The organism is Streptococcus sp. HMSC062D07 (assembly GCF_001814215.1).
Lineage (GTDB): Bacteria > Bacillota > Bacilli > Lactobacillales > Streptococcaceae > Streptococcus > Streptococcus infantis_I.
Genome location: NZ_KV815317.1, coordinates 22,024 through 39,186 on the forward strand (window position 1 = coordinate 22,024; position 17,163 = coordinate 39,186).

15 protein-coding genes are annotated in these 17,163 nt (G+C 37.0%); 2 read left to right on the forward strand and 13 right to left on the reverse strand.

From position 1 onward, the window contains the following. Positions 1 to 84: 84 nt before the first annotated feature. Positions 85 to 1,155, forward strand: a complete 1,071-nt coding sequence (gene xerS, locus HMPREF2957_RS00115; RefSeq protein WP_070676944.1) for a tyrosine recombinase XerS — start codon at positions 85 to 87, stop codon at positions 1,153 to 1,155. 85 nt (positions 1,156 to 1,240) lie between these two features. Here the strand turns inward: xerS and HMPREF2957_RS00120 are convergent, their stop codons facing one another. From HMPREF2957_RS00120 to HMPREF2957_RS00180, 13 genes are all read right to left on the reverse strand, one after another. After that, positions 1,241 to 1,882 (reverse strand): hypothetical protein, encoded by a 642-nt coding sequence (locus HMPREF2957_RS00120; RefSeq protein WP_070676945.1) that lies wholly within the window; start codon positions 1,880 to 1,882, stop codon positions 1,241 to 1,243. A 109-nt stretch (positions 1,883 to 1,991) separates the two neighbouring features. Beyond that, the gene (locus HMPREF2957_RS00125) at positions 1,992 to 2,981 is read right to left on the reverse strand and encodes a lipoate--protein ligase (protein WP_070676946.1); all 990 of its coding nucleotides are present in this window, start codon (positions 2,979 to 2,981) and stop codon (positions 1,992 to 1,994) included. Between the two features lie 58 nt (positions 2,982 to 3,039). Continuing rightward, positions 3,040 to 4,743: a dihydrolipoyl dehydrogenase gene (gene lpdA, locus HMPREF2957_RS00130; protein WP_070676947.1), complete on the reverse strand. Its 1,704-nt coding sequence runs from the start codon at positions 4,741 to 4,743 to the stop codon at positions 3,040 to 3,042. Between the two features lie 39 nt (positions 4,744 to 4,782). Further along, positions 4,783 to 5,826, reverse strand: a complete 1,044-nt coding sequence (locus HMPREF2957_RS00135) for a dihydrolipoamide acetyltransferase (protein WP_004253723.1) — start codon at positions 5,824 to 5,826, stop codon at positions 4,783 to 4,785. Between the two features lie 333 nt (positions 5,827 to 6,159). Beyond that, complete coding sequence (locus HMPREF2957_RS00140; protein ID WP_006152177.1) at positions 6,160 to 7,152, reverse strand: alpha-ketoacid dehydrogenase subunit beta; 993 nt, start codon at positions 7,150 to 7,152, stop codon at positions 6,160 to 6,162. A 16-nt stretch (positions 7,153 to 7,168) separates the two neighbouring features. Further along, positions 7,169 to 8,137, reverse strand: a complete 969-nt coding sequence (locus HMPREF2957_RS00145) for a thiamine pyrophosphate-dependent dehydrogenase E1 component subunit alpha (protein ID WP_036757432.1) — start codon at positions 8,135 to 8,137, stop codon at positions 7,169 to 7,171. Positions 8,138 to 8,318: 181 nt separating this feature from the next. Beyond that, positions 8,319 to 9,659 carry an MATE family efflux transporter gene (locus HMPREF2957_RS00150; RefSeq protein ID WP_070676948.1) on the reverse strand — a complete coding sequence of 447 codons (1,341 nt, stop codon included), beginning with the start codon at positions 9,657 to 9,659 and terminating at the stop codon, positions 8,319 to 8,321. 43 nt (positions 9,660 to 9,702) lie between these two features. Continuing rightward, the gene (locus HMPREF2957_RS00155; protein WP_070676949.1) at positions 9,703 to 10,971 is read right to left on the reverse strand and encodes a dihydroorotase; all 1,269 of its coding nucleotides are present in this window, start codon (positions 10,969 to 10,971) and stop codon (positions 9,703 to 9,705) included. 12 nt (positions 10,972 to 10,983) lie between these two features. Beyond that, the gene (locus HMPREF2957_RS00160; RefSeq protein WP_070676950.1) at positions 10,984 to 11,448 is read right to left on the reverse strand and encodes an NUDIX hydrolase; all 465 of its coding nucleotides are present in this window, start codon (positions 11,446 to 11,448) and stop codon (positions 10,984 to 10,986) included. Between the two features lie 12 nt (positions 11,449 to 11,460). Beyond that, entirely contained in the window at positions 11,461 to 12,114 is a 654-nt protein-coding gene (locus HMPREF2957_RS00165; protein WP_004253704.1) for a uracil-DNA glycosylase, read from the reverse strand. 13 nt (positions 12,115 to 12,127) lie between these two features. Then, positions 12,128 to 12,883 (reverse strand): DUF4336 domain-containing protein, encoded by a 756-nt coding sequence (locus tag HMPREF2957_RS00170; RefSeq protein ID WP_004253701.1) that lies wholly within the window; start codon positions 12,881 to 12,883, stop codon positions 12,128 to 12,130. 339 nt (positions 12,884 to 13,222) lie between these two features. Further along, positions 13,223 to 14,191 (reverse strand): hypothetical protein, encoded by a 969-nt coding sequence (locus HMPREF2957_RS00175; protein ID WP_083312323.1) that lies wholly within the window; start codon positions 14,189 to 14,191, stop codon positions 13,223 to 13,225. Positions 14,192 to 14,603: 412 nt separating this feature from the next. Then, positions 14,604 to 15,296 carry a pyrimidine 5'-nucleotidase PynA gene (locus HMPREF2957_RS00180; RefSeq protein ID WP_004253696.1) on the reverse strand — a complete coding sequence of 231 codons (693 nt, stop codon included), beginning with the start codon at positions 15,294 to 15,296 and terminating at the stop codon, positions 14,604 to 14,606. 520 nt (positions 15,297 to 15,816) lie between these two features. On the opposite strand from HMPREF2957_RS00180, the gene HMPREF2957_RS00185 reads away from it, so the two are divergent. Continuing rightward, a partial coding sequence (locus HMPREF2957_RS00185; RefSeq protein WP_070676952.1) for an Ig-like domain-containing protein occupies positions 15,817 to 17,163 on the forward strand: 1,347 nt, incomplete at its 3' end.

Genomic DNA, 17,163 nt, shown 5'->3' on the forward strand with positions numbered 1-17,163 from the left:
ACATCTTTCAGAAAAACTATAATTTTCTTGAAAAATATATCTAGCTATGCTATACTACTAGTATAGAAAGATTTGGAGAAAAATATGAAACGCGAGATCTTATTAGAACGGATTGATAAACTCAAACAAGTCATGCCCTGGTATGTTCTAGAATACTATCAATCGAAACTGGCTGTTCCATACAGTTTTACGACCTTGTACGAATACTTAAAGGAATACGATCGATTTTTCACCTGGGTCTTGGAATCTGGTATATCAGATGCTGACACCATGCCTAATATTCCCTTAGACGTTCTGGAGCACATGACCAAGAAAGACATGGAATCCTTCATTCTTTACTTGCGTGAACGTCCTCTGCTTAATGCCAATACGACGAAAAATGGGGTTTCTCAAACAACCATTAACCGTACCCTTTCGGCACTTTCTAGTCTGTATAAGTATTTGACTGAGGAGGTTGAAAATGAACAAGGTGAACCTTATTTCTATCGCAATGTCATGAAGAAGGTTGCTACCAAGAAAAAGAAAGAAACCTTGGCTGCGCGAGCTGAAAATATCAAGCAAAAGCTCTTTTTAGGGGATGAAACAGAGGGATTTTTGAATTATATAGATGAGGAGTACCCTCAAACACTCTCAAATCGTGCCTTATCCTCCTTTAATAAGAACAAAGAACGAGATTTAGCGATTATCGCACTCCTTCTCGCCTCTGGTGTCCGTCTCTCTGAAGCAGTTAACCTTGATCTTCGAGATCTCAACCTCAAAATGATGGTGATTGATGTTACTCGTAAGGGTGGAAAGCGCGACTCAGTCAATGTTGCTGCCTTTGCTAAGCCTTATTTAGAGCAATATCTTGCTATTCGAGACAAACGTTATAAGACAGAGAAGACCGATACTGCCCTCTTCTTAACCTTGTATCGAGGTGTTCCAAACCGGATTGATGCTTCTAGTGTTGAAAAGATGGTGGCTAAGTATTCTGAAGACTTTAAAGTCCGCGTAACCCCCCACAAACTGCGCCATACTCTTGCAACCCGTCTCTATGATGCAACCAAATCACAGGTTTTGGTAAGTCATCAACTAGGACATGCTAGCACACAAGTTACCGACTTGTATACGCATATCGTTAATGACGAACAGAAAAACGCCTTGGATAGTTTATAATACTCATAATATAAATTATGTAATACATTAGAGTTAGAAAAAGAGCGTAGGATTTTTTATGGAATCTTACGCTCTTTTATTATTTCTATAAAAATTCGATCCAATAATTACGGTGTGGCTCAATAATAACTGGTTTTCCCCAGAATGATTTTAGATAGGCCAAGTTTGCAGGGGTGACAGGTCTTTTTTCACCATTGAACTTCTCTGCGCTCTCTTCCGTTAGAAAGCATTTAACTGCTTCATATGGTGTACCATCGCCCGCTATTCGATCAATTCCTAAATAAGCAATTTCATTACCGGCTTTTGGAATATCTGTAAATAGTTTACCAATAAAATAAACCGTCTTATCTTTCATTAATTCATAAGCCTTGCTATTTTCCAGTCTGTTATTCGCTACAGCGTACATAATACAAAAACTGTCCACAATATCTTTCAAAGGCATTAATTCTTCTTTGCTGACTATAATTTCGTCGGGAGAAAGTCCACCAATGATTAAGCTTTTATAATGAGGTTGCTGGATGACATTATCTAAAGCCATTCCTAATGGTAGTTGGACAGCTTGATAGCCTAATGGTTCTAGCTCTTGCTTTTTCTGGTCAAGGTGTTCTTGTGTAATACTGATATTCAAATCATATGGACTTGAAGGTTGTTGCTTGCTAAAAAAAGCCACTACTATACGATCTAACTGTTCAAATAGACCAAGATTTTCAACTGGAATTTTCATCATCGAATATGACCCCCTTTTTTGTTCAGATTTCCTCTTTATTCTACTCTCATTATTTTTGAATATCAAGTTTAAGATAAAAGATATCCATATTAAATGGATATCTTTTACTTTATTCCACCACAGCCTCAGCAATTTCTTCTGCAGTGATTCCTGCGAAGTAACGGCCTAAGTCAATAGTTTGAAGTGCTTTAAGAACATCTTCACGTTCGTATTTGACACCACGAAGAACATCTTCTACTGCTGCAACGTCTTCGATACCGAAAAAGTCCCCGTAAATCTTGATATCTTGAATTTTTGACTCAATAACATTAGCAAAGATTTCAACCTTACCGCTTGGGAATTTAGTTCCACGACGGACATTGTATTCAGGTGATTTCCCATAGTTCCAGTCCCAAGTTCCAAACTTAGTATCTTTGATACGATTGATTTCAGCCAATTCTTCATCTGAGAATACATACTCAGTCATTTCTGGGTATTCTTTTTTCATGTATTCCAAGAGTAAATCACGGAATTCTTCAACAGTGATCTTTTCTGGCAACTCATCGATAATATTAGTTACTCGAGCACGGACTGATTTAACCCCTTTTGATTCAAACTTATCTTTAGACACTTTAAGTGCGTTAGCTAGGACTGACAAATCCACGTCAAAGAGAAGACAACCATGGTGCATGATACGGCCATTGATATAGGCTTGTGCATTTCCACAGAATTTCTTACCGTCGATTTCTAAGTCGTTACGGCCTGTAAATTCAGCTTTAACACCAAGTTCAGCCAAGGTATTGATAACTGGAGTAGAGAAGCTCTTGAAGTCAAAGGCCTTGTTTTCATCTTCTTTTGAAATGATTGTATAGTTTAGGTTGTTCAAATCATGGTAAACAGCTCCGCCACCACTGATCCGACGGACTACTTCAATACCATTATCTCGTACATAGTCACGGTTAATTTCCTCGATGGTATTTTGGTGACGTCCTACAATAATAGATGGTTTGTTAATCCAAAGAAGGAAGATTTGATCTTCATCAAGAAGATGCTTAAAAGCGTACTCCTCTAAAGCAATATTAAAGGCAGTGTCGTTTGAATGATTGATAATGTATTTCATAAGATACCTTCTAATACGATAGAGACTGGAAAATAATTCCAGTCTAGTCTATCTATTTTTATTTTTTCTTAGGTGAATGGATAGCCATTCCAAGAACATCAGCAAATGCTTCGTACATAACTTCAGAGTATGTTGGGTGTCCGTGGATTGTCTTAAGCATTTCTTCAACAGTGATTTCCATTTCGATGATACTTGACGCTTCATTAATCAACTCTGCAGCAGCAGGACCAATGATATGAACACCAATGATTTCACCATATTTCTTGTCTGCAATGACTTTAACAAATCCTTGAGCAGCATCTGATGCAATGGCACGTCCGTTTGCGGCAAAGTTGAATTTACCGATTTGGACATCATATTTCTCACGAGCTTGTTCTTCAGTCAAACCAACTGCTGCTACTTCTGGAAGTGTATAGATAGCTGCAGGAGTCAAGTTCAATTTGGCAACAGCGTGGTTTCCTTTAAGGGCATTTTCAGCAGCTACTTCACCCATACGGAAGGCAGCGTGAGCCAACATTTTAGTACCGTTGATATCACCTGGTGCATAAATACCAGGAACAGAAGTTTCCATGTACTCGTTAACCTTGATACGACCACGGTCTAACTCAAACTCAACTTCTCCGATTCCTTCAAGATCTGGAACACGACCGATTGAAAGAAGGGCTTTATTTGCGATGATATCATCTTTTCCTTCAACTTTGATACGGAGTTTGCCATCTTCTTCAATGATTTCTTGAAGTTTAGTACCTGTTAAAATAGTCATACCTTTACGCTCAAGAATCAGGCGAAGGTTCTTAGATACTTCAGCATCCATTGCTGGAACAATACGGTCCATCATTTCAATAACAGTTACTTTTGAACCGAATGTCATGAAGGCTTGACCAAGCTCGATACCGACAACCCCACCACCAATGATCACGAGGCTTTCTGGTACTTCATTCATTTCAAGGATGTCATCACTAGTCATTACAAGAGATGATTCCATACCAGGAACATTGATTTTACTTACTTTTGAACCACCAGCAAGGATGATCTTCTTAGTTTCAAGCAATTCAGAACCATTTACCAAGACATTCTTATCTTTAGTAATAGTACCGATACCCTTATGAACATCAACTCCATAACTACGAAGGAGTCCTGCAACACCACCAACAAGAGTATTAACAACTTTAGATTTAGTTTCTAAAAGTTTTTCCATATCAACTGTAAAGTTAGGGTTTTCAATTACGATACCACGATTTGCTGCATGACCGATATTTTCAATGATTTCAGCATTGTGAAGGTAAGTCTTAGTTGGGATACATCCACGGTTCAAACAAGTTCCACCAAGTTCAGATTTCTCAACAAGAGCAACCTTACCACCTAGTTGAGCTGCTTTAATGGCAGAAACATAACCAGCAGGTCCACCACCAATAACAACGATATCATAAGCATCATCGCTCTTACCATCATCGTTCGAAGCACTTACTGCAGGTGCTGGGCTAGCTTCTGGTGCAGCTGCTCCAGCTGTTGGGATATTTTCCCCTTCTTCACCAAGATAACCGATAACTTCTGTAACAGGGACTGTCTCGCCGTCCCCTTTCAGGATAGCGATCAAGTAACCGTCTTCTTCTGCTTCCAATTCCATGCTGACTTTGTCAGTCATGATTTCCAAAAGGATTTCTCCTTCTTTTACAAATTCTCCGACTTTTTTATTCCATTGGACGATTTGTCCTTCTGTCATATCCACGCCGGCTTTTGGCATAATTACTTCTAAGGCCATATCTTACTTCCTTTATCTATATTTCTAAAAATAAATTCTCTAAACCAACATTGAGATTGGGTTTTCAATTAAAGCTTTCAAGTCTTTCATAAACTTAGCACCAGCCATACCATCTACGACACGGTGGTCAATTGTTAAACCAAGACTCATAATTGGACGAATCACGATTTCACCATTAACAACAACTGGTTTCTCAATTGTTGAGCTAACCCCAAGGATTGCTGAGTTCGGTTGGTTAATGATCGGACCGAATGATTGAACGCCAAACATTCCCAAGTTACTGATGGTGAAGGTTGAATTTTGCAACTCGCTAGGAGCTAGTTTACCATCCAAAGTACGTCCGATAACATCTTTGAAGGCAACTACCAACTCAGACAAGCTCATTTTTTCAGCATTATAAACAACTGGCGTCATCAAACCATTATCCATTCCAACTGCCATCGCAAGGTTGACATAGTTGTGAGTGATAATTGTCTTACCATCTTCAGTTAATGAAGCGTTAATGTACGGGTGTTTCATAAGCGTCTTAACAACCGCAAGTGAAAGCAAGTCTGTAACAGTAATTTTCTTACCAGTTGCTTCCATGATTGGATCAAGGACTTTCTTACGAAGTGCAAGCATTTCAGACATATCAACATCATAGTTAAGCGTGAAGGTTGGGGCAGTCAAATATGACTCAACCATACGTTGAGCAATAACCTTACGCATCGGTGTCATTGGAATACGCTCGATTTCTCCATAAGGAGTTACGTTATCTGGAACTTCTTCCACTTTCTCGATTTGAGAAGGTGATTTAATCGTATCGTTTTCAATATTTTCCGGAAGGAAAGCTAAAACATCCTTCTTCATAATCTTGCCACGATGACCAGTTCCTTGGATTTCCTGCCATGCAATGTTATGTTCAAGGGCAATTCGTTTTGCAAGTGGTGAAATGCGAACCACATTAGTGTCTTTAAATGTTTCCACGTCTTCTTTGTGGACACGACCGTTTGCGCCTGAGCCAGAAATATCGTAGAGATTAATTCCTAAATCATCCGCTAATTTTCTAGCTGCAGGAGTCGCTCTTAGCTTATCATCAGCCATGACCTCTCCTATTCTATACTAAGATATTAAGGACGAAGAGGGCAATGAAAAAATAGGAGATTGACGATGTGTTCGATGAACACAAGGAAATCTATCTTTTTTTCACAGACCTCCGTCCGAATTCAATTACATGATGCAAAGGGCGTTAAAAAGTGACCGAAAAATAGGAAATCAACATAGACCTCGACGAAGTCAAGAAGATTTATCTTTTTTCCGAGCTTTTAGCCCGTGCTCTAATCTAAGATATCAAGGACGTAGAGAACTTTGCATCTATTAGATACAAATAGATACAAAGCTTCTCGTCTGATTAATTTACATAATTTATTTTATGTATTATTGTTTATTGTGAGTTTTACGGATTGCATCTTTGATGCTTTCAACTGTTGGAATCATTGCATTTTCAAGATTTTGTGCATAAGGCATTGGTACATCCTCACCTGCACAACGGCGAATAGGTGCATCTAAATAATCGAATGCTTCTGATTCAGAAATAATAGCTGAGATTTCCCCGATAAATCCACTCGTCTTGTGAGCATCGTTGACAAGAACTACTTTTCCAGTCTTCTTAACTGAATTAATGATGATGTCTTTATCAAGTGGAACCAAGGTGCGTGGGTCTACTACTTCTACTGAGATGCCTTCTTCAGCCAATTCTTCAGCTGCTTGCATTACACGACGAAGCATTTTACCGTATGTTACTACTGTTACATCAGTTCCTTCGCGTTTGATTTCTCCGACACCAAGTGGGATAGTATAGTCTGGATCTACTGGTACTTCCCCTTTTTGGTTAAATTCTGATTTGTATTCAAGAATGATAACAGGGTTGTTATCACGGATAGAAGACTTAAGAAGTCCCTTCATATCAGCAGGTGTACCTGGAGCAACAACCTTCAATCCTGGGATATGAGTGAACCAAGATTCCAATGATTGTGAGTGCTGAGCTGCAGAACCTACTCCGTTACCAGCAGCACAGCGGATTGTAATAGGCACTTGACCTTTACCACCAAACATATAACGAGTTTTAGCTGCTTGGTTGACGATATTATCCATGGCAATAACAGAAAAGTCCATGAAAGTCATGTCAACGATTGGGCGAAGTCCAGTCATAGCAGCACCAGCAGCTGCTCCAGAAATAGCTGCTTCGGAAATTGGACAGTCACGAACACGTTCTGGTCCAAATTCTTCAAGCATACCTACAGATGTACCAAAGTCTCCACCGAAGACACCGACATCTTCACCCATCAAGAGTACATTTTCGTCGCGACGCATTTCCTCAGACATTGCAAGGATAATGGTATCGCGGAAAGACATTAATTTTGTTTCCATATTTCTCTACTTCTCCTTAGTCTGCGTAAATATCTTCAAAAGCTGATTCTAGTGGAGGGAATGGACTTTCTTCTGCAAACTTAACAGATGCTTCCACCGCTTCCTTGACTTGCGCTTGAATTTCTTCGAGTTCTTCTGCACTAGCAATTTTATTCTCAACAAGGTACTTGCGAAGGTTTTCGATTGGATCTTTTTCCTTCCACTCATCGACTTCTTCACGTGTACGATATTTACCAGGGTCTGATGATGAGTGACCAAGCCAACGGTAAGTTACACTTTCGATCAAGACAGGGCCTTTACCAGAACGAACATGGTCAACTGCTTTCTTAAATCCTTCGTAGACATCGATAACATTATTACCGTCTTCGATAAACATTCCAGGAATACCGTAAGCAGCACTACGCTCATGGATATGCTTGACATTTGTCATTTTCTTAATATCAGCAGAGATTCCATAACCGTTATTGATACAGTAGAAAATTACTGGAAGATTCCAAATTGAAGCCATATTAACAGCTTCGTGGAATACACCTTCATTCGTCGCTCCATCACCAAAGAAGCAGACAACGATTTTACCAGTGTTTTTCATTTGTTGAGTAAGGGCTGCACCTACTGCAATCCCCATACCACCACCTACGATACCGTTAGCACCAAGGTTCCCTGCATCTAGGTCGGCGATGTGCATTGATCCACCTTTACCTTTACAAGTTCCAGTATACTTACCAAGGATTTCAGCCATCATACCATTAAGGTCGATTCCTTTAGCAATGGCTTGTCCGTGACCACGGTGGTTTGAGGTGATGAGGTCGTCTTCGTTTAGAGCTAACATAGCCCCAACGTTTGCAGCTTCCTCACCAACAGAAAAGTGCGTCATACCTGGCACTTTTCCTTTTTTTACTAATTGAGCAATTTTTAAATCCATACGACGAATTTCTTCCATCTTACGGAACATCTCAAGCAAAAGATTTTTATCTAAAGTTGACATAATCTTGCCTTTCTAAGTTTAATTTCTTATAGTTCTATTCTAACTTATAGGTTAACTAGAGTCAAAGATTATGCTTGATATTTTTTCACAATATAAAAAAAGAAAAGTCAATGAAATCAAGACTTTTCTTTACGTAAAATAGCTATTTCACAAACTGATTTCCATGGATATTTTCAACAAATTATTTGAATCTTTTCATAATAACTTGTAAACGCCACTGATAGAGTAATCCGCTGACAACTAAACTTACGATAAGACCTATCCAATATGAATAAGCATCGAGATTTGTTGAATAATCTAGAAACAAACCAAGAGGTATAGCAACTCCCCAGTATCCAAGGAGACCAAGGTAGAAAGGGATGACAGTATCTTTGTAGCCTCGTAAAATCCCTTGTAATGGTGCCGCAAATGTATCAGCTAACTGGAAAAATAAGCTATAGGTCATAAAACTAGCAGTTAGTTGAATAAACTCTGGATCATGACCATAGAGACTGGCAACATTTTCTCTAAAAACATACAGAAAAGAAAGTGTTAAAATTGCGAATGCCATAGCTGATAGTCGTCCGATTTTTATGTATTTCTTAGCATCCACTAGACGTTTAGCACCAACTTCGTAAGAAACAACAATAGCCATTGCTGTTGAAACGCTCATAGGAAAAGCGTACATGAGAGATGAAAAGTTCATGGCAGACTGATGACTAGCTATTATCAATGATGAAAACTTCGCCATAATCAAGCCAACGGCTGAAAAAATAGCAACTTCTGCAAATACAGTTCCACCAATAGGTAACCCCAGTTTTATCGCTTCTTTTATTTTATTCCTGTCTAAAGGTAGTCGGTTTTCTAAATGTAGTTCTTTTAATTTTTCTTGTTTAAGAAGGACTAGTATAGATATACCCAACAAGGCCCAATAAGCCATAGAGGTCCCAAGTCCCGCTCCAGCTCCTCCTAACTCAGGAAAACCAAAGGCGCCATAAATCAATAAATAGTTAAAGCCACTATTGAGAGGGAGCAATAAAAGCATCAAATACATGGACAACCTTGTCAATCCAAGTGCATCCAGTAACGAACGAATAACACTAAAGAGTAAGAGAGGAATAATCCCTATTGCTAAAAACCATAGATAACGAACTGCTATATTTACTACCGCCGCTTCTAATCCCATATTATTTAGAACTAGAGGAGCAACCAGAAAAACTAAAACAAATAGAAAAATGGATAAGCCAAGCGAAAGATAAAGAAACTGATAGAAATCAGAAGCCACTTCTTCTTTTTTTCCACGGCCTAAATGATGGCCAACTATAGGGACTAAGGCAGAAACAATACCTGTTAAAAAAGTAAAGAAAGGATTCCACAAGCTAGTAGCCATTGAAACACCAGCTAAATCAATAGTATTATACTGGCCGGTCATGGTTGTATCGACAAAGGAAGCCGAATAATTTGCGAATTGATAAACCAAAATAGGGAAGAAAATCTTAAGAAATAAAATGAACTTGTCTTTAAAATGATGGGTTGGATACATACAGACTCTCTCTAAATTTAAATTTTATAGAGCAGTATTTCATCTAGTTTTTATAAACAATCTGTCCATTACAAATAGTGTATTTTACCTGCCCTTTTAAAGTTTCACCGATAAATGGTGAATTAGATGCTTTAGAAGCAAAATGTGTGTCTACAATTCGGTCAGCTTTATCATCGAAAATGGTAATATCAGCTGGACCATTTTCAGCCAAATAACCTGCTTCAAAATGATACAATTTTGCTGGGTTTACTGTCATTTTTTCTAATAATTCCATCAAGCTTAGCTCACCAGCTTCGACTAAGTAAGTTAAACCAAGTGACAATGAAGTTTCCAGTCCTGTCATACCTGATGGTGCTTTAGTGATATCCTCGACATTCTTTTCATCAGCATGGTGAGGCGCGTGATCTGTCGCAATTACAGAAATGACTCCTGATTTCAAACCTTCGATAACTGCCAAGCGGTCTGACTCCAAGCGAAGTGGTGGATTCATCTTAGCATTACTTCCCTTAGTCAAGAGAAGCGCTTCAGTCTTAGAGAAATGTTGCGGTGCTACTTCTGCAGTTACGTTTGCTCCCAAACCTTGAGCGAACTCCACAACCTTAACACTTTCTTCCTTGGACAAGTGTTGGATATGAACATGGGCTTTTGTTGCATAGGCGATCATGACATCACGTGCAATCATTGCATACTCTGCAACCCCTGTAGCACCACAAATATGGAAGTGTTCTTTAGCAATATTTTCATTAAAACCTAGCGTACCATTCAGACCAGGATCTTCCTCGTGTAAGCTGATAAAGGTGTTGAGTTTTTTAGCCTCTTCCATAGCTTCCTTGACCACTTTACTGCTTTCAAGAGGAATACCATCATCTGAAAAACCAACGGCTCCAGCTTCTAAAAGCGCCTTAAAGTCAGTCAAGTCTTGGCCATTAAAGTTCTTGGTAATTGTTGCTACAGACTTAACATTAATTTTTTCCTTTGCCGCAGATTGAAGAACTTCTTGCAAAGTCTCAACATCGGAGATGGTTGGATTGGTATTAGCCATCATGACAACTGTCGTAAAACCACCAGCAGCGGCAGCTAGTGCACCTGTATGAATGTCTTCTTTATGAGTTTGACCAGGTTCACGGAAATGAACATGGATATCCACCAAACCGGGCGCAACTACATGACCAGTTGCATCAATAACCTCTGCATCTTTTTCACTAATTTGTGGTGCAATTTTGACAATTTTACCGTCTTCAACCAAGACATCACACACTTGATCCAAACCAGACTTAGGATCCATTACTCGACCATTTTTAATTAGTAACATCTACTTTCTCCTTTATTCGTAGAAATCCACTTGGGTATCCATTAACTTATCACCATCATAGACAAACTTTGCTGAAAAGAATGGTTTATCTTCTAAAAGCCACTCTACGAAGGTGTGGTCTCCTTCCCAAGTCGGTTTGCTTAAAACTTCATCATAAGGAACCCATTCTAAAGTCCCTTCATTACAGTCAATCAACTCACCTTCGAACTCAGTTACTTTAAACACATAGGTGTACCAGTCTAAATCTGGTGTAAATTCAGGAAAGGTGATTACACCTTTAAGAACTGGCTTAGCCTTCAATCCTGTTTCTTCTAAAATCTCGCGGGCCGCACATTCTTGTGGAGTTTCTCCACGCTCTAACTTTCCACCTACACCGATCCATTTTCCTTCATGGACATCATTAGGCTTTTTATTGCGATGAAGCATGAGCAGTTCTTTTCCATTATCAATGTAGCAAATCGTCGCTAACTGGGGCATATTATTCTCTCCTTATCTAAGCCAATCAATCGGCTCTTGTCCTGTCTCCGTTAAGAATGTATTGGCCTTAGAAAAAGGCTTAGAACCCCAAAATCCTCTGTAAACAGAAAGGGGACTCGGGTGGGCTGATTCGATAATCAGATGCTTAGGATTGGTCACCAATGATTTTTTCTTGCGTGCATAAGCACCCCAGAAAACAAATACTACTGGTCTATCTAAATTATCGACAACCTTAATTACAGCATCTGTAAAAGGCTCCCATATCTGACCAGCATGACCATTGGCCTGTCCTGCCGGAACTGTAAGACAAGCATTAAGAAGCAAAACACCCTGCTCCGCCCAAGAGGTCAAGTCATGTGACGGTTTCACCCCAATATCATCAGCAAGTTCTTTTAAAATATTTTGCAAAGAAGGTGGTGCTGGGATATTATCTGGAACAGAAAAACTCAAACCTTGAGCCTGACCTGGTCCATGATAAGGATCTTGACCAAGGATAACCACCTTAACCTCTTCTAGAGGAGTTGTCAAAAGAGCTTGAAAAACTTTATCTTTTGGTGGATATACAGTTCCATGAGTATAAACTTGCTCCATAAAGTGATTAATTTTCCCAAAATAACCTTCCGGTAATTGCTCCTTAATCAAGGCGTGCCAAGATGAGTGTTGCATAGCTTTTTCTCCTTTACCGTATCCATCGAAAAGCACGTCTTAATTCATCCGTACCATTTTTAAAAAAGCATAAACCATGTGCAAGTATGATCTTATCAGGTTTCCAGTTTAACATACGGGAAAAGGAAGTCTTTGCTTCCCTTTGTCTTCCTATGAAAGTCATCCGATAATCGATAGGAGTTTGTCCATCAGGGGATGTTACACGAGCTAAACGATAGAATCTTCTGCGGATTGGACTAGCTATCTTTTCCGGTTCAAAATTCTCTATGAGGTCTGTCACAATCAGTGTTTTAGTTGATTTATGAAAAAACACCACCTCTTCAATAACTGAACTTCCCCTAAAAATGAGTTGATCAATCTCATTGGACCATAAGTCAGGAGCCTTATCTGTTAAGGGAGTATCAAATACAACCTTGACTTTCTGATTTTTCGCTCTCTCTTCTACTCCTGGACTAGACAATGCTTGCGCATGAGGATATCTTTGTTTCCAATCTGCAATATAGGCGTAGTGGATTTTATTTGGTGAAATCAGGTAAGCTACTTTGCCCAAAGCGTCCAGTTCAGTAAAAAGTTTCTCATTTGGCGCAATAGGAGAATGAATCCAAAGTTTGCCATCATTTAACTTAATCACCGTCATACGTGTCTGAAAAGGAAGTTTGAAGATCTTCATGTCCATTTGGATCAAATCACCATCTACTATCCAGATATTTTGATCAACTTCCTTTAGTGTATACAATGGTTCATAAAGAGAAAGTTCTGCCCTTAACATCTTTATCTATTCCTTCTTTCTTACTGCATCTATTATAGCAAAAAGTGGCTATGGAAAACACTTTTTACAGTATCTATAAACATGTTGATAAATTTTATAAAGATTCAAGACTACAGCAAGTCCTCCATTTTGAAAGATAGCTAACTATTTCAAAAAACTATCATGATCTCTTTCAAATTTTTTCCTTATAGGACTTTTCAAATACCTTGTAAATCTATGCTGACAACAAACTAGATTAAATCTCCCCTTAGCCAGAGATAAGGAGAGATAACTAAAACTATACTTAAACACATCTTAAAGATTAAATTTCTATTATTTGACTTTCACCCAATAAATAAACTATCTAACAATTAAATAATGTGCATCTTTTATCTTATAATTTTCTAAACTGATAACTGTTTGTTTCTTATCAACAATATCATATTTAACCAGAGAATCATTAAATAAAAAATAATAGATGTTGTCTTTAAATGTAAAATATGGTGCAATATATTGCTCTGTACTAAAGCCTTCCAGATGAATAATATCTTTTTCTAAATTATCTAGGTTGACTGTAGTAAAGGAAAATTCGCCATTATACAATCCTTCATTCTCTATAATCAATTGATTATTTTTAGCATCATAGTGAATATTAGTTGGATATTTATCAGGAATATCGATATAATTCTTGCTCTGACTTTTTAAATCAAAAACCAATACTTTATTTCCTGACTTATATTCTCCATCAGAATTACGCCCACTAAGTGCTTCCACAATATACAAGACATCACCTACATTAACCATTCTCATATATGCTGATGTTTCGTCAAGATTATATTTTTCGACGATGTTAAACTCTTTATCCATTTTCCAAATTTCTACATTAGGAATTTGAGTAGATAAATCCAATGTGGTTACAAGTAAGTATAAATAATTATCTACAATAACAAACTGTTGACTGGCATTTAGCTGACCATCATTTTTCACGGTAACATTAGTGACAACCTCTAAATTATTATCATATTTATAAAATTCAATTCTATCTGTAAAGACAGCAGTTGCATATAAATAATCCCCATCTGTTATAGATGCGTATGCATCATTTCCCTCTGCTAATTTAAATGTTTCACTTAAATTTTCCTTATTAATTCTAGATACATATCTTTTTAGACCTGAGGTATCTCTTGTTTTTGCAGTTGAATAGGATCCTGCTTCCGAAAAACTTTCTGCCCAATAGATATATTTTTCTTTTCTAGATATATTATCTTTGAACTCATTTAAATTATAATCATCAAAGACAGCTATTTTATCGCTATCCCAGATAGCCATTTTATAATCATCTACCGAATTTACCTTATTTGACTGACAGGCACTTAGACAAATAAGGCAGCAACAAGAACTTATTAACATCAACATGAAGTTTATGGTTCTTTTATTACTTTTTAATATCATACTGATTTGCTCCTATATAGCTTTTTTATACCAATTTAAGACGTTCAAACAGATGTATAGATAATTTATTGACTAGTTTAGATGCTTCTTTTTCAATACCTGCTTGATTAACTGTACTACCAATTTGATATCCAGATACAACTTAACGGTAGATGACAATCACAATATTCTTGTCATTATATCCTAGTATGATTTATTATATCAAAAAAATAAAACGTTTTCAAAAAAAGCAAAATTTCTTGCACTTCATGCTCCAGCTTTTCTAGAATCTTTTTATATTTTGTGATTTTTAAAGGAACCCCAAGCAATCAAGCAGAGCCTGATAAGAGTCGATTTCATAAGTTGGCTGGGCTAAGCTCTTATTTTTTAGATGATGAGGATTGTACCAGATGGTATCGATGCCAGCATTATTTCCACCTTGAATATCAGCTGACAAAGAATCACCAATCATAAGGGCATGATTTTTATTAAAGTTAGGGATTCGGGCTCCAATTTTCTCATAAAATTCAGCATCTGGTTTTTGGGTATGAAGCTGTTCTGATATAAAAATTTCCTTGAAAAATGGTGAAATACCAGATTGCTTCAAACGCCCTGTCTGAATATAGGTGATTCCATTTGTTGCAGCATAAAGCTCATAGCCCTGACTTATCAATTTTCTTAATAAATCTTCGACACCTGGGAAAGTCTGTCCCTGTTTTGATAGGAAAAACTGGTAACGCTCTGCTAAGTAGGTACCATCTTTTTCAATTCCAAAATGAGCAAACAATTTTGCAAAACGTGTATTGACCAATTCTTTTTTTGTAATCATTTTCAGCTCCAAATCCTTCCAAAGTAATTTGTTCATAGGTACATAATAATCTTTGTAGGCTTGAATATCCTCGACTCCTTCTTCTTTAAGAAGTTGCGTTAAAGCCACATCCTCAGCAGTATCAAAATCAAGCAAGGTATGATCAAGGTCGAAGAGTAAAAATTTATAAGTCATCTATTTATTATCCTGCATTCATAGTTTTTATATAATTAAAAGTATAGCACAAACATAACTTTTAACAAAATAAGCATTTTAAAATGAATGAAAATTGAAGGAAAAGGTTAAACTTTACAGCCAAAAATTCACAGTCTAGTATTACGAAAATATATTAAATTTCTGAAATATTATAGAAATATAGTTCGTGATTTAAATTAAATACCATCATTTAATATTCCCAATATTACTAGAAATGTTAGCGCATTTCTATACTTTACATCTCTTAAGAACATAAAAAATATAATATTTTAAAAAACTTACATTTTAATAATAATTTGACACCTTAAACATTGATGTAAATAATTTATTGTGATATAATTCACGTTATAGGGGACTTTTAGTGTTAGACTAGAAGGAGGCTTAGTTAAAGTTTGTCTATAAAATGAACCTATATAACTAACTCGTCTTTCAATTAGTGATTGACGCTACTTTATATTATATTTAGAAACTATCTTAATTTATAAGAAGGATGTATATGATGAATAAAAAGAAAAAGTTTAGTATTTTCTCATTTTTGATATGCTTATTGACAACTATCTTTGTATTTAGTTTGAATAAAACATTTGCTGAAACTCCTGAGGTTTCAGTAACTGGAAAATTCGTAGATACAATCCAAAATGTTAAGGTATCAAATAATGAAGGTGGAGATCTAACTTGGGATTTAGAGCAATGGGCTACATTCCGTATCAATGCAGATTTTAATTTAGCTGGAAAAAATGTTAAGGCTGGGGATCAAACGACACTTACGGTTCCAGAGGCTTTAATGATTACTTCTCAGACTTTTGATATTCCTGATAAGATTACAAAAGAAATCATCGCACACGCTAAAGTTGATGCTACTAACAAAAAATTAACATTAACTTATACAGATTATGTTGAAAAACACTCTGATACTAATGGGGCTTTCTTCTTTTATGCACGTGTTGATTTCAAAAAACACCCTCAACAAGGAGAAATCCCAATTGAGATTACGATAAACAATGAAACAAAACCTGCTGGTAAGGTTACATTTAAAGGTATCGGTGATGGTGATCCAAAACTTTTAACAAAGACTAGTTGGGTTAATGAAGGTGACAAAAGAGAGGTCCAATACACTATTTCAGTCAATCGTACAAAAGAGAATATTCAAGGTGTAACGATTGAGGACCACTTGAAATTTACAAATGCTAGCTATGTAAAAGATAGTATTAAAGTTATCAAAGGTAAATTTGCATTCGTAGATGGAGAATGGCAATTCTCTGACCGTGTTGATGTTACAGATCAACATAAAGTGACATTCGCTGAAGATGGACAATCTTTCGTAGTTGACTTAGGAGATATTACTGAAGCGGACCAATATCGTATTTCTTATAAAGTTCGTCTAAATTATGATCCTGTTGATAAAGAACTCTTGAAAAACGATGCAACTCTAAAAGGCAAAGGAAAAGTTCTTAAAGAAGTAACAAATGGTGCTTTAGTTCAAATCGCTGGTGGGGTTGGTGAAGGTTATGTTTACTCAATCAATATCCAAAAAGTTGATAATGAGAATCAACCGCTTAAAGGTGCTAAATTTAAAGTAGTACGTGAAGCCAACAATCAAGTGATCGGTGAATACGAAACAGATGAAAATGGTAAAATTACTGTTAATGCATTATTAAAAGATAAATATATCTTGACAGAAACAGAAGCACCATCAGGTTATGTCATCAAAGTAGCAGATACAGAAGTTAATGTTGACGATTTTGGAGCTGATCATTCAGTAACTAAAACAATTGTGAATCCAAAAGAAGAAACAACGACTACAACGACCACAACTACTACTGAAGCACCTACGACTACTACAGTA

Excerpts from the sequence above, each read along its gene's own strand:
- xerS (WP_070676944.1), top strand. The coding sequence starts at position 85 with ATGAAACGCGAGATCTTATTAGAACGGATTGATAAACTCAAACAAGTC.
- HMPREF2957_RS00120 (WP_070676945.1), bottom strand. The coding sequence starts at position 1,882 with ATGATGAAAATTCCAGTTGAAAATCTTGGTCTATTTGAACAGTTAGAT.
- HMPREF2957_RS00125 (WP_070676946.1), bottom strand. The coding sequence starts at position 2,981 with ATGAAATACATTATCAATCATTCAAACGACACTGCCTTTAATATTGCT.
- lpdA (WP_070676947.1), bottom strand. The coding sequence starts at position 4,743 with ATGGCCTTAGAAGTAATTATGCCAAAAGCCGGCGTGGATATGACAGAA.
- HMPREF2957_RS00135 (WP_004253723.1), bottom strand. The coding sequence starts at position 5,826 with ATGGCTGATGATAAGCTAAGAGCGACTCCTGCAGCTAGAAAATTAGCG.
- HMPREF2957_RS00140 (WP_006152177.1), bottom strand. The coding sequence starts at position 7,152 with ATGGAAACAAAATTAATGTCTTTCCGCGATACCATTATCCTTGCAATG.
- HMPREF2957_RS00145 (WP_036757432.1), bottom strand. The coding sequence starts at position 8,137 with ATGTCAACTTTAGATAAAAATCTTTTGCTTGAGATGTTCCGTAAGATG.
- HMPREF2957_RS00150 (WP_070676948.1), bottom strand. The coding sequence starts at position 9,659 with ATGTATCCAACCCATCATTTTAAAGACAAGTTCATTTTATTTCTTAAG.
- HMPREF2957_RS00155 (WP_070676949.1), bottom strand. The coding sequence starts at position 10,971 with ATGTTACTAATTAAAAATGGTCGAGTAATGGATCCTAAGTCTGGTTTG.
- HMPREF2957_RS00160 (WP_070676950.1), bottom strand. The coding sequence starts at position 11,448 with ATGCCCCAGTTAGCGACGATTTGCTACATTGATAATGGAAAAGAACTG.
- HMPREF2957_RS00165 (WP_004253704.1), bottom strand. The coding sequence starts at position 12,114 with ATGCAACACTCATCTTGGCACGCCTTGATTAAGGAGCAATTACCGGAA.
- HMPREF2957_RS00170 (WP_004253701.1), bottom strand. The coding sequence starts at position 12,883 with ATGTTAAGGGCAGAACTTTCTCTTTATGAACCATTGTATACACTAAAG.
- HMPREF2957_RS00175 (WP_083312323.1), bottom strand. The coding sequence starts at position 14,191 with ATGGCTATCTGGGATAGCGATAAAATAGCTGTCTTTGATGATTATAAT.
- HMPREF2957_RS00180 (WP_004253696.1), bottom strand. The coding sequence starts at position 15,296 with ATGACTTATAAATTTTTACTCTTCGACCTTGATCATACCTTGCTTGAT.